The sequence below is a fragment of the Pigmentiphaga litoralis genome, assembly GCF_014651835.1.
In the GTDB taxonomy this organism is placed as follows: Bacteria; Pseudomonadota; Gammaproteobacteria; order Burkholderiales; family Burkholderiaceae_B; genus Pigmentiphaga; species Pigmentiphaga litoralis.
The window spans coordinates 1,937,143-1,949,825 of sequence record NZ_BMXQ01000001.1 but is presented as its reverse complement, the minus strand read 5'-3'; the positions used below and the strand labels follow the sequence as shown (position 1 = coordinate 1,949,825).

The 12,683-nt window shown below is 63.8% G+C and carries 16 protein-coding genes; 6 read left to right on the top strand and 10 right to left on the bottom strand.

Annotation, left to right across the window (positions count from 1 at the left end):
* From IE116_RS08760 to IE116_RS08735, 6 genes are all read right to left on the bottom strand, one after another.
* Nucleotides 1–1,170 carry an ABC transporter substrate-binding protein gene (locus tag IE116_RS08760; protein ID WP_189611608.1) on the bottom strand — a complete coding sequence of 390 codons (1,170 nt, stop codon included), beginning with the start codon at nucleotides 1,168–1,170 and terminating at the stop codon, nucleotides 1–3.
* Between the two features lie 61 nt (nucleotides 1,171–1,231).
* Nucleotides 1,232–2,416, bottom strand: a complete 1,185-nt coding sequence (locus IE116_RS08755) for an ABC transporter substrate-binding protein (RefSeq protein ID WP_189611606.1) — start codon at nucleotides 2,414–2,416, stop codon at nucleotides 1,232–1,234.
* Between the two features lie 24 nt (nucleotides 2,417–2,440).
* On the bottom strand, nucleotides 2,441–3,415 hold the full coding sequence (locus tag IE116_RS08750; protein ID WP_189611604.1) for an MBL fold metallo-hydrolase: 975 nt from the start codon (nucleotides 3,413–3,415) through the stop codon (nucleotides 2,441–2,443).
* On the bottom strand, nucleotides 3,412–3,948 hold the full coding sequence (locus tag IE116_RS08745) for a 3-hydroxyanthranilate 3,4-dioxygenase (RefSeq protein WP_189611603.1): 537 nt from the start codon (nucleotides 3,946–3,948) through the stop codon (nucleotides 3,412–3,414). The genes IE116_RS08750 and IE116_RS08745 overlap by 4 nt, the downstream gene beginning before the upstream one ends.
* A 124-nt stretch (nucleotides 3,949–4,072) precedes the next feature.
* Nucleotides 4,073–5,041 carry a LysR substrate-binding domain-containing protein gene (locus tag IE116_RS08740; RefSeq protein ID WP_189611601.1) on the bottom strand — a complete coding sequence of 323 codons (969 nt, stop codon included), beginning with the start codon at nucleotides 5,039–5,041 and terminating at the stop codon, nucleotides 4,073–4,075.
* Between the two features lie 67 nt (nucleotides 5,042–5,108).
* Entirely contained in the window at nucleotides 5,109–6,566 is a 1,458-nt protein-coding gene (locus tag IE116_RS08735) for a 2-hydroxymuconic semialdehyde dehydrogenase (RefSeq protein ID WP_189611598.1), read from the bottom strand.
* A gap of 175 nt (nucleotides 6,567–6,741) precedes the next feature.
* Here IE116_RS08735 and IE116_RS08730 point away from each other — a divergent pair, with 175 nt between their 5' ends.
* From IE116_RS08730 to IE116_RS08720, 3 genes are all read left to right on the top strand, one after another.
* Nucleotides 6,742–7,299, top strand: coding sequence for a MarR family winged helix-turn-helix transcriptional regulator (locus IE116_RS08730; protein WP_189611596.1), 558 nt, complete (start codon nucleotides 6,742–6,744; stop codon nucleotides 7,297–7,299).
* A 111-nt stretch (nucleotides 7,300–7,410) separates the two neighbouring features.
* Complete coding sequence (gene mhpD / locus IE116_RS08725; protein ID WP_189611594.1) at nucleotides 7,411–8,229, top strand: 2-keto-4-pentenoate hydratase; 819 nt, start codon at nucleotides 7,411–7,413, stop codon at nucleotides 8,227–8,229.
* A complete protein-coding gene (locus IE116_RS08720) occupies nucleotides 8,226–9,005 on the top strand; it encodes a 2-keto-4-pentenoate hydratase (RefSeq protein WP_229828066.1) in 780 nt (259 codons plus the stop codon). The genes mhpD and IE116_RS08720 overlap by 4 nt, the downstream gene beginning before the upstream one ends.
* A 183-nt stretch (nucleotides 9,006–9,188) precedes the next feature.
* Here IE116_RS08720 and IE116_RS08715 read toward each other — a convergent pair whose 3' ends face one another.
* Nucleotides 9,189–9,443 (bottom strand): hypothetical protein, encoded by a 255-nt coding sequence (locus tag IE116_RS08715; RefSeq protein ID WP_189611593.1) that lies wholly within the window; start codon nucleotides 9,441–9,443, stop codon nucleotides 9,189–9,191.
* Between IE116_RS08715 and IE116_RS08710 the strand changes: the two genes are divergently transcribed.
* The gene (locus tag IE116_RS08710) at nucleotides 9,436–9,774 is read left to right on the top strand and encodes a hypothetical protein (RefSeq protein WP_189611591.1); all 339 of its coding nucleotides are present in this window, start codon (nucleotides 9,436–9,438) and stop codon (nucleotides 9,772–9,774) included. The genes IE116_RS08715 and IE116_RS08710 overlap by 8 nt on opposite strands.
* Nucleotides 9,775–9,952: 178 nt before the next feature.
* The gene (locus IE116_RS08705) at nucleotides 9,953–10,246 is read left to right on the top strand and encodes a hypothetical protein (RefSeq protein WP_189611590.1); all 294 of its coding nucleotides are present in this window, start codon (nucleotides 9,953–9,955) and stop codon (nucleotides 10,244–10,246) included.
* A 24-nt stretch (nucleotides 10,247–10,270) separates the two neighbouring features.
* Here IE116_RS08705 and IE116_RS08700 read toward each other — a convergent pair whose 3' ends face one another.
* On the bottom strand, nucleotides 10,271–10,795 hold the full coding sequence (locus tag IE116_RS08700) for a low affinity iron permease family protein (protein ID WP_189611588.1): 525 nt from the start codon (nucleotides 10,793–10,795) through the stop codon (nucleotides 10,271–10,273).
* Between the two features lie 191 nt (nucleotides 10,796–10,986).
* On the opposite strand from IE116_RS08700, the gene IE116_RS08695 reads away from it, so the two are divergent.
* The gene (locus IE116_RS08695) at nucleotides 10,987–11,370 is read left to right on the top strand and encodes a hypothetical protein (protein ID WP_179586214.1); all 384 of its coding nucleotides are present in this window, start codon (nucleotides 10,987–10,989) and stop codon (nucleotides 11,368–11,370) included.
* Nucleotides 11,371–11,392: 22 nt separating this feature from the next.
* On the opposite strand, the gene cynS is transcribed toward IE116_RS08695, so the two are convergent.
* Together cynS and IE116_RS08685 are read right to left on the bottom strand one after the other, a co-directional pair.
* Nucleotides 11,393–11,848, bottom strand: coding sequence for a cyanase (cynS, locus tag IE116_RS08690; protein ID WP_189611587.1), 456 nt, complete (start codon nucleotides 11,846–11,848; stop codon nucleotides 11,393–11,395).
* 12 nt (nucleotides 11,849–11,860) lie between these two features.
* On the bottom strand, nucleotides 11,861–12,682 hold the full coding sequence (locus IE116_RS08685; protein ID WP_189611585.1) for an ABC transporter ATP-binding protein: 822 nt from the start codon (nucleotides 12,680–12,682) through the stop codon (nucleotides 11,861–11,863).
* Nucleotide 12,683 lies beyond the last annotated feature (1 nt).

Here is a 12,683-nt window from a genome sequence, read left to right as displayed (position 1 = left end):
TTATTTCATCTCGCACTGGCTGGCGTACGAATCCTTGCTGCGCTCGAAGGTCGTGCCTTTGGTTGCGAACGCCACCTTGCCGTCGGCGCCCTTGACCACGTCGACGCGGTAGAACGGGGCGATCGGGAACTGGTTGGTGTTGTAGGCAAAGTAGCCCCGCACCGACTGGAAGTCCGCAGTCTTGAGCGCGGCGCGGAAGGCCTGCTTGTCGGCCACGTTGCCGTTGGTCTTTTTCAGGGCCGAGGCAAGCAGGCGGGCGGCGTCATACGACTGGGCGGCGTAGAGCGACGGTTCGCGGTTGTACTTTTTGCGATAAGCCTCGGCAAACTGCTTGTTGGCCGGGTTGTCCAGGTCGGGCGAGTACGACGAGCTGGTCACGGCGCCCAGGGCGGCTTCCTGCAGCGCGGGCAAGGTGGAGCCGTCGATGGTCGAGCTGGACAGCATGGGGATCTTGGTCGACAGGCCGGCCTGCTGGTATTGCTTGGTGAAGTTCACGCCCATGCCGCCGGGATAGAACACATAGATGGCGTCGGGCTTGGCCGCGGCCAGGTTGGCGATTTCAACCGAGTAGTCGGGCTGGTTGACCTGCGTATAGGTCTCGCCGATCACCTTGCCTTTGTAGGTGCGCTTGAAGCCTTCCAGTGCATCCTTGCCGGCCTGGTAGTTGGCGGCCATCAGGTACACGTTCTTGAAGCCCATCTTGTTCGTGAGCTCGCCACCGGCTTCATGCAGCTGGTCGTTGTTCCACGAGGTCGAGAAGAAGTACGGCGAGCAGCCCTTGCCGGTGACGGGCGTCGGGCCGGCGTTCGAGCCGATGAAGAACACTTCGCCGCTGGTGATCGGACGATGGATGGCCATCATGACGTTCGAATAGATGACGCCGGTCACGATCGCAACCTTGTCCCGCTGCAGCATCTGACGCGCGATCTGCACGCCGACTTCCGGCTTCATCTGGTCGTCTTCCTTGACGATCTCGATGTCGGTATCGCCGAGCTTGCCCTTGCCCTGTTCGACCGCAAGCATGAAGCCGTCGTACTGGTCCTGGCCCAGCACCGAGCCGGGGCCCGAGAAGGTCGAGATGAAGCCGATCTTGACGGGGGCGGCCAGGGCGGCGGCGGCAAGCGAAGCCTGCATCAAAGAGGCGATGGCGATCAGTTTTACGGTTTTCATGCGTGCTCCGGGTAGTGGCGTCCGGGACGGGCCCGGACGGTGGGGTGCGGCGAAAATCGGGTCAGGGAAGGGTGCAGGAGGCGTGGTAGGGATCCTGGTGGTCCGGGAAGACGGTCGAGCGAGTGGCAAGATTAACCGTCCCGCTCGCGTCGCGCACCACCTCGAACGCGTAATAGTTGGACACGGGGAAGTGGTTGTTGTTGAAACGGAAACCGCCGCGCACCGACGGGAAGGTGGTCTTGGCCAGCGCGGCCGACAAGGTCTTGCCGTCCGCCTTGCCGCCCGTGGTTTTCAGCGCGGCGTCGAGCGCCAGCGCCGCGTCATAGCCATAGGCCGCATACGCAGAAGGGATGCGGTTATACGTTTTCTGGAAGTCGGTCACGAAGGTCTTGTTGGCCGCGTTCGGCAGGTCGGGTGACCACGGTCCTGCCGACATGACGCCCAGCGCAATGTCCTTCAACGCAGGCAAGGTGGTCCCATCCACGGTCGATCCGGACAGCAGTGGGGTTTTCCCCAGCATGCCAGCCTGCTGATATTGCTTGACGAAGTTCACGCCCATGCCGCCGGGGTAGAAAATGAAGACGGCGTCGGGCTTTTGCGTCTGGAGCTGGGTGATCTCGACCGAGTAGTCGGGCTGGTTCACCTGGGTGTAGGTCTCGCTCAGGATCTCGCCCTTGAAGTAGCGCTTGAAGCCGATCAACGCTTCCTTGCCGGCCTGGTAGTTGGGCGCCATGATCGCGATGCGCCGATAGCCCTTGTCCTGCGCGTACTTGCCCATGGCTTCGTGCTGCTGGTCGTTCTGCCACGAGGTCGAAAAATAGAGTGGCGAGCACTGGTCGCCGGCCAGCTGGCTGGGCCCGGCATTGCTGCTGATCAGGACCGTGCCGCTGTTCACGACGTCGCGCACCACCGCCATCAGGACATTCGAAAAGCTCATGCCGGTAATGACCGCGACCTTGTCGCGTTCGAGCAGCTTCTTGACGGCCTGGCGTCCGATCTCGGGCTTGAGCTGATCGTCTTCCTTGATGACCTGCACCGCTTGCCCGCCCAGCTTGCCGCCGGCTTTCGCAATGCCAAGCATGAAGCCGTCGTACTGGTCCTGGCCCAGCGTGCCGCCAGGACCCGACAAGGTGCCAAGAAAGCCGATCTTGACGTCGGCCTGCGCCGTGGCCATGAGCCCTGCGTTCAGGCCAAGGCAGACACAGGCGCCGGCAACAGCGCGGGAAACGCGGGAAAGGGTGGGCATGTCAGGCTCGCTTAAAAAAGAACGTCATTCGTTTGTGGGGCCGGCGTCGAGCGCAGCGTGGTTGACGCCGCCTTCTTCCGGTCCGCCGCCGGCCGCACCGGCGTCGAACTCGAACCGGTAGGCGTGGCCGCTGCCCTCGGGGGCAACGACGACACGTCCGGCGGTCGGCGCGGGAAAGTGCGCAGGCAACACCAGCGTGTGGTCACTGGCGCATTGGGCAAGCAAGGCTTCCCGCGACGATCGTGCCTGCGCCGGATCGGCGCAGAAACGGGTGCTCCACTGCGGGTAGCAGCACTGCAGCGGATGGTGGAAGGCGTCGCCGCTGATCAGGCCGTGCTGCCGCGCGCCCTGGATCGCCACGCCGACGTGGCCCGGCGTGTGGCCGGGCAGGGGCACCAATTGCAGCAGGTCGTCGATGCGGTGATCCATGGGCACGAGATCGGCCAGACCGGCCTGGAAGATCGGCCATACCGAATCGCCGATGTAATCGCCCGTGCGCAGCAGGCCCGGATGGCCTTCATTGGCCTTCCAGTAGTCCCATTCCGGATGGGTGAACAGGTAGCGCGCGTTGGGGAAAGTCGGCGTCCAGACACCATCGACCAGCGTGGTGTTCCACCCCACGTGATCCACATGCAGATGCGTGCACAGCACGATGTCGATGTCCTCGACACCCAGACCGATGGCCTTGAGCGTGTCCAGCCAGCCCCAATGCTGCTGGTCGAAATCCGCGCGCACCCGCGGCTTGCAGTCGCCCACGCAGGTGTCGACCAGAATGTTCCGGCCTTCGCTGCGCAGCAGGAAGGACTGGATGCTGATGATCAGGCGGTCGGTGGCGGGGTCGTAAAAGCGGGGCACCAGCCAGTCCAGGTTGGCCTGGATGTTTTGCGGTGTCGAGTCCGGAAAGATCTCTGCTGGCCACAGCAGGGGCCCTTCGGTCTCGACCAGCCGCATCAGCTGCACGCCGCCGAAATCGATGACCGCCGGAGCCATCGCCGTCATTGCGCGTGCGGAACGTGCTTGCCGGGGTGCACGCTGCCGCATTCATGGCAGGTGCGGTTCGGTTCGCTGGCGTAGAACGCTTCGAACAGCGGCGGCAGGTCGGTCACAATGTTCTTGAGCTGGACTTCGACGCGATGCACCAGGCTGCCGCAATCCAGGCAATACCATTCGAAGCCATCGAGCAGGCCTTCAGGGCGCTGGCGTTCCATGACCAGACAGGCGCTGCCGGTTTCCGGCCGCTGCGGCGAATGGCGCACGTGCGGCGGGAGCAGGAAAATGTCGCCTTCTTTCAGGTCGACACGTTCTTCCTTGCCATCGACCCATAGCTTGAGCCAGGCATTGCCCTTGATCTGGTAGAAGAATTCTTCAAGCGGATCGTCATGGAAGTCGGTGCGGTGATTGGGTCCGCCCACCACAGTCACGATGAAGTCAGTGTCCTTCCAGATCTGCTGATTGCCCACGGGCGGTTTCAGAAGGTGGTCGTGGTCTTCGATCCACCGCAGGAAATTCATGGGGGGGCCGTATCCGGTCATATGCGTGTCTCCGCTGTAAGTGTTCAGTCTAGGCGCGCGCGGGCTCCCGTCAAAATAGAACTTGGCGTCCGGGATATTCATTTTGGCTATGGTGCCAGACGGTGCGTCGAGCACCAAGGTGACGCTAGGCGCTGCGGCCCGTCCGGGCGTCCGCGATGCGGTGCAGGTATTCGATCAGGTGTTGGCTGGCCGGCGTCAGTTGGCGGTGCGCGCGCACGGAATAGCCGACCTTGCCGAACTGGCCGAATGTGTCGATGGGAAGCCGTTTGAGCATGCCCTGCTGCAGGAACTGGTCCGCTGCATCGTGCGGCATGAGCGCAATCGCGTCGGTGCGCAGCAGGATGCCGACATTGGTCAGCAAGGACAGGGATTCGATATGCCGGGCAGGCAGTCCGAGCCCCGTGCGGTAGAACGTCTGCTCCACGGCGGTGCGCAGCGGCGAATCGGACGACGGGAGAATCCACGGATGATCGATCAAGGACGCCAGGTCCAGCGCCGTTTCATTGGCCAGCGGATGCTGCGCGCCCACCACGGCGCAGAGTTTTTCTTCGTAGAGCGCGTGGTGGACCAGAGGAAAGGAGTAACCCAGCGCAATGTCGCGTTCGGGCAGGCGGCCCACCACGACATCCAGGTCGCCCGTGGCCAGGGCCGGAAACAGATGGGACGACGGGCCTTCGGTGATCGTGACCAGGATGCCCGGGTGTTCCTGCATCAACAGCGCGATCGCCTCGGGCAGCAACTTGGCCGATGCGGCGATCAGTGTGCCGACGATCACATGACCGCTTTCGCCGCTCAGCACGGCATTCAGTTCGTCGGTCATGTAGCGCAGTTCGGCCATCAGCGTCTTCACGCGGCGGCCCAGCATGTGCGCGAGTTCAGTCGGCACGACACCCCGGTTGGAGCGTTCGAACAGCGTCGCCCCGACGAATTTTTCCAGCTCGAAGATGGCTTTCGTGACGCTGGGCTGCGTCAGGTTCAATTCATTCGCGGCCCGCGACAGGGACCGGCGCTCGAGCACCCGTTCGAAGATCTGCAACTGGTGAAGCTTGAACTTGTGCCCGAGCGCGTTCGGGGTGATGCGGAAATTCGACATGACGGACGCCGGTCGGGGTGCCTCGTCGTTGCCGACGAGGCCAGGCTGGACAGTCACCGCCGCGGCATCAAAGCTTCACGCACACGTTGGTGGGCTCGGTGTAGAAGTGTAGCGAGTGTCGTCCGCCTTCCCGTCCGATGCCCGACAGACCGCTGCCGCCAAAGGGCGTGCGCAGGTCGCGCAGGAACCAGCAATTGACCCAGGCCAGGCCCACGTTCATGGCCTGCGCCACGCGGTGGCCGCGTGTCAGGTTGGTGGTCCAGACCGCCGCGGCCAGGCCGTAACGGGTGTCGTTGGCCATGCGGATGGCCTCTTCTTCGGTGTCGAAGGGCGCGACATGGCACACCGGGCCAAACACCTCTTCCTTGATGCAGCGGGCGGTTTCGGGCAGGCCGGTCCAGATCGTGGGCTGGATGTAGGCGCCTTCATCGCGCGCATCGCCAAAGGTCGGGACGCCGCCGCCGGTAACCACGGTGGCGCCTTCTTCCACCGCCAGTTTCAGGTACGACTGCACCTTGCTGCGATGTTCGAGCGAGACCAGCGGACCCATGGTCGTTGCCGGATCCATGGGCCAGCCCAGGACCAGTTTCTCGGCTTCAATCTTGAGCGCGCTCACAAACTTGTCGAAGATCGACCGGTGCACATAGACGCGTTCGGTGCACAGGCAGACCTGGCCGCAGTTGGCGAAGACCGACCGCGCGACGCCGGCCACTGCCGCATCGAAGTCGGCATCGTCGAACACCAGGGCCGCGTTCTTGCCGCCCAGTTCGAACGACACGGGTTTCACGCCCGGCGCCACGGCCTTCATGATGGTGCTGCCGGTGGCCGTTTCACCGGTAAAGGTGATGCCGTCGATGTCCGGATGGGTGGTGATGAATTCGCCGGCCGAATTCGGACCGAAACCGTGCACGACATTGAAGACGCCGGGAGGCAGGCCGACTTCTTCGGCCACTTCCGCCAGCAGGGTGGCCGTGGTCGGCGTCACTTCGGACGGCTTGGCGACCACCGTGTTGCCGAACGCCAGCGCGGGCGCGACCTTCCAGGTGAACAGCAGCAGCGGCAGGTTCCACGGCGAGATCACGCCCACGACGCCAAGCGGCTTGCGATAGGCGTAGTTCAGCGCCTGGCGGCCATCGGGCGTGTCGGTCATGAAGCTTTCCATGTCCAGGGTGCGGGCGATCTCGGCAAACGACCTGAAGTTGGCCGCGCCGCGGGGAATGTCGATCTGGCTGGCCCAACCCACGGGTTTGCCGGTATCGGCGATTTCCGCCTGCAGGAAGTCGTCGAAGCGGCGTTCGATGCCGTCCGCCAGGGCATACAGGTAGGCGGTGCGTTCGCCGACCGGCAGCGCGGCCCAGCCGGGCAGCGCCGCGCGAGCGGCGGCCACGGCGGCGTCCACCTGGTCACGGCTGGCTTCATGCACCTGGGCGATCAGGGCGCCATCGGCGGGGTTGTGCTTGGCGAAGGTGCGGATGCCGTCGTGGAAGCGGCCGCCGATGAAATTGCGCAGGTGTCTGACCGACATGGAAATGTCCTTGGTGAGGGAGTGACGTCAGTGCGGAAACGGTTCTGTATGACGTATACGTACTAATTTAGCGTCGATTGGAGGATTTGTGAAGCAAAACCCGCAGGATGTCGCCATCGCAGCACGGCCGCGCTGCAGCAGGTAAGATCGTCAGATGACTTCATGAGCCTTCCGCATGCCAACTGATACGCCCCGCCAAGCCGACCCGCTCGATTCCCCGGATCCCCAGCCGACTGGCCATCCGGACGTCGAATCCGACGCTGCCACCGGTGACGAACCCACCGACGCCGAACGCGATACGCTGATCGCCGCCTTCGAACTGACCGATGTGGCGTCGCACCTGCTGCGCCGCGCGCACTTTCGCGCCGAGGCCATGTTCATGGAACATTTCCAGGACGAGGACATCACGCCGCGCCAGAAAGCGCTGCTGATCACGGTCTGCAAGCATCCGGGCGCGACGCAGAACCAGTTGGGCGACTACATTGCCCTGGATCGCAATTCGCTTGCGGACATGGTCAACCGGATGGTGCGCAAGGGATATCTGAAGCGGATGCGGGCGGCTGGCGACGGCCGGGCCTACGCGGTGCACATCACGGACAGTGGCTTCGCGTTGCTCCAACGGGTGCTGCCGCGGGACAAGCAGGTCGAAGACGCCATCATCGGTGTGTTGCCCGCCGAATACCGGGCGCTCTTCATGAAGTGCCTCAAAATCGTCGCTGGCGTCCAGGTCTGACGCACGGGCTGGCTGGACGCGGCGTCCTGCCTATGCTGTGATGGCGCTTGCTTTCCGCAAGTAAAAACTCGTATATTCGTACGTATACGTCATAAAACCACGAGGACACGCATGGGGCAGACAACCACTCCCGACGCCGCGTTGATCTCGGATCTTGCGCAGCGTTTGCGCACGGCCCTGGACACCCGCGTTGCCATCGACCCGCTACGGACGGCATTGCCGGACAACGACCTTGCCGCGGCCTATGCCGTGCAGCAGGCCAATACCGATCACTGGCTCGCGCAAGGGCGCCGGCTGGTCGGCCGCAAGATCGGGCTGACGTCCAAGTCGGTCCAGGCCCAGCTGGGTGTGGATCAGCCCGACTACGGCATGCTGTTTGCCGACATGTCGGTGTGCGACGGGGAAGAGGTGCCTGCCGGCACGCTGCTCCAGCCCAAGGTCGAAGCCGAAATCGCGCTGGTCATGGAACGTGACCTGGACGTGACGCAGGCCACCATGGCCGAGCTGATCTCGGCGGTGGCGTATGCCTTGCCCGCCATTGAGATCGTCGACAGCCGGATCGCCAACTGGAAGATCGGCATCGTCGACACCATTGCCGACAATGCCTCCTCGGGCCTGTTCGTGCTGGGCAACCGCCCGGTCAAGCTGAATGATTTCGACGCCCGCCTGTGCGGGATGGTCATGGAACGCAATGGCGACCAGGTGTCGATCGGCGCCGGCGCTGCGTGTCTGGGCCATCCGCTCAACGCAGCCCTGTGGCTTGCGCGCAAGATGGTCGAGTGCGGCCAGCCCCTGAAGGCCGGTGACATTCTGATGACGGGTGCCCTGGGCCCCATGGTGGCCGTGACGGGCGCGGACCGTTTCGAAGCGCGTATTGCCGGACTGGGCAGCGTGCGGGCCGTATTTGGCGCACAGGAGCAGAAGGCATGAGCGGATCGTCAATGACCCTGGAAGAGATCGCTCGCGAGCTGGACGTCGCGGCGTCCACCCCCCACGAGGCCGAGCAGTTCGCCGAACGCCGTCCCATGACACTGGCCGAGGCGTATGACGTCCAGAAAATGCTGATCCAGCGGCGCGTCGATCGCGGCGCGTACCGCATCGGCATGAAGATGGGCTTTACCAGCCGCGCCAAGATGGTCCAGATGGGCGTGCACGACATGATCTGGGGGCGCCTGACGCACGACATGCGCGTGGACGAAGGCGGCGAGCTCAAGCTGTCGACGCGGGTGCATCCGCGCGTCGAACCGGAAATCGCCTTCTTGCTGAAGAAGCCGCTGTCGGGCACCGTGTCGGCCATTGAAGCGCTGGGCGCCGTCGAGGCCATCGCCCCGGCGATGGAAATCATCGACTCGCGTTACAAGGCCTTCAAGTTCTCGCTCGAAGACGTGGTGGCCGACAATGCGTCGTCCTCCGGCATCGTGCTGGGTACGTGGCATCGTCCGGACATCGACTTCTCGAACCTGGGGTTGATCATGTCGCGCAACGGCAAGCCGACCCAGATCGGCACCACGGCCGCAATCCTGGGTCATCCTATCCGGTCGCTGGTGGCGGCGGCGCGGCTGGTGGCCGAGGCAGGCGAAACGCTGCCGGCCGGATCGATCGTGATGGCGGGTGGCGCCAGCGCCGCCGAGGCGCTGGTGGCCGGCGACTGGATCGAGCTGGAAATGCAGTCGCTGGGCCGCATCGGGTTTCATGTGACGGCGTAACCGGACGCATCCCTGGCACCGCAACGGGCGGCGGGTGCATGACGACGGGCAAGCTTTACCGCTTTGCTCAACCGTGATGTTCCGCCGCCCGTTGGCTTTCGCCCCCGGCGGCTGCTGGGCGCACGCACGGTGTGGCTGACCGCGGGCACGCCTATTGCGGGTCATGAAGCTCTCAAATGCAGTTCAGGAGACAACCATGATTCGATATACCCGTTCCATTCTGATCGCTTCCATCTTCGCTGCCACCAGCACGCTGGCGATTGCGCAAACCGGCGGCACATCGGGCTCCATGTCCGGCTCCGGCTCCGGTTCAGGCTCCACAATGACCCCGGGTTCGAGCACGACGTCTCCGGGGATGCGTTCAGGCGGAAATTCCAACGCGTCGGGCAATGCCGGCACGGGCTCGCGCTCGGGCACCGGCACCGGCACGATGAACAATCGTAGCGGCTCCGGCACTACGGGCGGTACCGGCAACACGAACGGCACCGGCGGCTCCATGAGCGGCGGCGCGACGGGCAGCGGCTCGACCACGGGCGGCATGAACGGTGGCACCGGCAGCGGTGCCGGCAGTACCGGCGGCTCGATGAGCGGCAACACTGGCTCGATGGGTGGCGGCTCGATGGGCGGCACGCCCGGTAGCGGCGGCATGGGCGGCGGTTCAACCGGCGGCGGCACAATGGGCGGCTCGACCGGCGGCGGCATGGGTGGCGCCGGCGGTGGCATGGGCGGTGCAGGTGGTGCAGGCGGCGCGGGCGGCGGCGGACGCTGATCGGCGCCGTGCAATCGTCAGCCTGCTGACGATGCCCGGCAACTGCTGAGGCATTGCACGAACACCGACGTCGCACGGCAGTAACGGCAACGGCCACCCTGGGTGGCCGTTGTCACGTCTTCCGCCGGGGTGGGCGCGTGCTAGCATGCCGCCAATCACGTCTGGGGCATTTCATTTCATGGAAACACAAAAGCAGATCGCGGTGCTGGTCGAGGCCATCGCCCATCAAAGCCGGCAGATCGCGTCATTGACCGCGTCGCTCGCGGAACAAACCGGGCAGAGCGATGCGCTGACCGCGGCATTGCTCTCGACACTGCATGCGGCACGTGCAACGCCAGGGCTGCCTCTGCTGATCGAGTCGCGCCTTGAACAGGGCTACTCAGGCCTGCTGGCGCGGTCGGAAAGCCCCGAGTATGTCGGTGGTTTCGAGCGCATGCGCGACCTGATCCTGATCGCGCTCAAACAGGACTGATCGTTCGATCAATCCTTCGCAACATCACGCAGCGCTCGCTTCCTGGCGCAGGTCCCGTTTGGTATCACTGACGGTCTGCGCCTGCGACAGCGAGTGCGTCTCGGACACGGGCGCATCGTTCTCCGCCAGGTCGCCCAGGCGCCGGTAGAACTCCGTCAGTTTCTTGAGTTCCTTCTCGTCCAGGTCTTCGATGCAGATCAGGCGGTTGCTCGCCTTGCTGTGGCTGGCGATCAGTTCGTTCAGCTTCAGGTGGACCGCCTCGCTGTCCTTGTTCTGGCTCTGCTGGATCAGGAACACCATCAGGAACGTCACGATCGTGGTGCCGGTGTTGATCACCAGTTGCCAGACTTCGGAAAAGCCGAACAGCGGACCGCTGACGGCCCAGATCAGTACCGTCAGCACCGCCATCGTGAACGCGATCGGCGAACCTGCCGACCGGGTGACCTTGCCGGCAAAGGAATCGAACAGCTTGTACAACTTGCGGCCGATGCCGCCATCGTCGTGGCTCGGCTTGCGCGCGTCCTCGGGGGCTTGTGCGTCTTGCGTCATGGTCGGGCTCCGGGCGTGAGGGGGCGTGACACCGGCTCTGGACAGCGCCGGGTCATCATCTCCTGAAGGGCGAAAACCCTTCGGGCGCACATATTGCTGCAAGAGCCGTGCCGCAGAGCAGAAACACGCAGTCGCGTGCGCTCTGCATTCTGCATTACCTAGTGCATCACGCATCTTTGGAGGCCAGCGCCATGCCCAACGACACCACCGCGAACCCGCCGCATCCTGTTCATCATTACCGACTGTATGTAAGCCAAGGGCACGTGCTTGCAAGAAACACCAAGAGCAAGACCATCGACCTGGGCACCGTGACCGAGCATGACGGTCTGGTCAGCTACCGCCTGGATGTGGGCGATCTGGCCGGTGCAAACTTCGCGACCACCGAAAAAATGCTGAACGATGTGGCTGCGAAGCTGGCGTTTGCCTATCTGGACGACCTGTTCACGGCGCTGGCCGACTGCACGCCGCAGATCGCCCTGGACCTGGACAAGGATCCGTACCTGGACATTACGCTGGAAGACATCACGCCACGAGAAGGCAGCTCGCTGAACGAGCCCACGCCCCACATTTTCTAGGGCGCCGCGGGCCGCCGGCAGGTCAGTACGTCTTGTACGGCAGGAATTTGCCCGACAGGACCACCTTGACCCGATCCCCCTTGGGGTCGGCCTGCCGGTCGATGTCCATCGAAAAGTCGATCGCGCTCATGATGCCGTCGCCGAACTCCTCATGGATCAGTTCCTTGATGGTCGTGCCATACACACTCACGATCTCGTACCAGCGATAGATCAACGGATCGGTGGGGACGGCGGTCGGCAGCGACCCCTTGTACGGCACGATCTGGAGCCAGGCGATGGCTTCGTCCGAGAGCTCGAAGATCTGGCCAACGACGCCGGCCTGTTCCTTGGTCAATGTCATCTGGCCCAGGCAGGCGGCGGTCGTCCATTCCTTGCTCAGACCCACCTGGTTGGCAATGTCCGCCCATTTCAGGCCCTTGCGGACTTTGGCGGATACGATCATCCGGGTCACTTCACTACGGTCATAAATCGCGGACATGGGGTCTCCGTGTCAGTGGGAGGGTGGGGTGGGGGAAGTCATTGCCTGATACGTACGGGACCGGTTCACCAGGAAGTCGATCAGGTGATTGCGCATCGGGTAGTACTGCGCGTCGTGATGCACGGTCGCACGGGACCGGTCGCGTGGCAGCGTGTTGTGCACGATCTCAGCAATACGCGCATAGGGTCCGTTGCTCATCAGCAGGATCTTGTCGGCCAGCAGAATCGCTTCGTCGACGTCGTGCGTGATCATGAACACGGTTTGCCGCGTCGCCTTCACGATACCGAGCAGCTGGTCCTGGATCGTGCCGCGCGTCAGCGCATCCAGCGCGCCGAAGGGCTCGTCCAGCAGCAGCATCTTGGGTTCGATGGCAAAGGCGCGCGCGATGCCGACCCGCTGCTTCATGCCGCCCGAGAGTTCCGACGGTTTCTTGTCGATGGCCTTGTCCAGTCCGACCCTGTCCACGTGCTTGACGACATGCGCATCGATCTGTGCGCGGGTCCAGTCGGGCCAGCGCGATCGCACGGCAAAGGCAATATTCTTGCGAACCGTCAGCCAGGGCATGAGCGCATGACTCTGGAAGACGACACCCCGGTCCAGGCTCGGACCACGCACCTCGCGACCGTTCATCAGCATCAAGCCGCTGCTGGGTGATTCCAGGCCCGCCAGCGCATTCAGGATGGTCGTCTTGCCGCAGCCGGAATGTCCGATGATGCAGACAAATTCGCCCTGGGCGATGTCAAAGCTGACGTTCTCGAACACCGGCGGCGCGCCGGGCACGTACACCTTGGTCAGGTTCTCGATTTTCAGGAAGGGGTTCATTCGGTCGCTCATG

Coding starts and splice junctions, on each gene's coding strand:
- IE116_RS08730 (WP_189611596.1), top strand. CDS start 6,742: ATGCCAACTGATACGCCCCGCCAAGCCGACCCGCTCGATTCCCCGGAT.
- IE116_RS08685 (WP_189611585.1), bottom strand. CDS start 12,682: ATGAGCGACCGAATGAACCCCTTCCTGAAAATCGAGAACCTGACCAAG.
- IE116_RS08720 (WP_229828066.1), top strand. CDS start 8,226: ATGAGCGGATCGTCAATGACCCTGGAAGAGATCGCTCGCGAGCTGGAC.
- IE116_RS08735 (WP_189611598.1), bottom strand. CDS start 6,566: ATGTCGGTCAGACACCTGCGCAATTTCATCGGCGGCCGCTTCCACGAC.
- IE116_RS08705 (WP_189611590.1), top strand. CDS start 9,953: ATGGAAACACAAAAGCAGATCGCGGTGCTGGTCGAGGCCATCGCCCAT.
- cynS (WP_189611587.1), bottom strand. CDS start 11,848: ATGTCCGCGATTTATGACCGTAGTGAAGTGACCCGGATGATCGTATCC.
- mhpD (WP_189611594.1), top strand. CDS start 7,411: ATGGGGCAGACAACCACTCCCGACGCCGCGTTGATCTCGGATCTTGCG.
- IE116_RS08710 (WP_189611591.1), top strand. CDS start 9,436: ATGAACAATCGTAGCGGCTCCGGCACTACGGGCGGTACCGGCAACACG.
- IE116_RS08695 (WP_179586214.1), top strand. CDS start 10,987: ATGCCCAACGACACCACCGCGAACCCGCCGCATCCTGTTCATCATTAC.
- IE116_RS08760 (WP_189611608.1), bottom strand. CDS start 1,170: ATGAAAACCGTAAAACTGATCGCCATCGCCTCTTTGATGCAGGCTTCG.
- IE116_RS08740 (WP_189611601.1), bottom strand. CDS start 5,041: ATGTCGAATTTCCGCATCACCCCGAACGCGCTCGGGCACAAGTTCAAG.
- IE116_RS08750 (WP_189611604.1), bottom strand. CDS start 3,415: ATGACGGCGATGGCTCCGGCGGTCATCGATTTCGGCGGCGTGCAGCTG.
- IE116_RS08745 (WP_189611603.1), bottom strand. CDS start 3,948: ATGACCGGATACGGCCCCCCCATGAATTTCCTGCGGTGGATCGAAGAC.
- IE116_RS08700 (WP_189611588.1), bottom strand. CDS start 10,795: ATGACGCAAGACGCACAAGCCCCCGAGGACGCGCGCAAGCCGAGCCAC.
- IE116_RS08755 (WP_189611606.1), bottom strand. CDS start 2,416: ATGCCCACCCTTTCCCGCGTTTCCCGCGCTGTTGCCGGCGCCTGTGTC.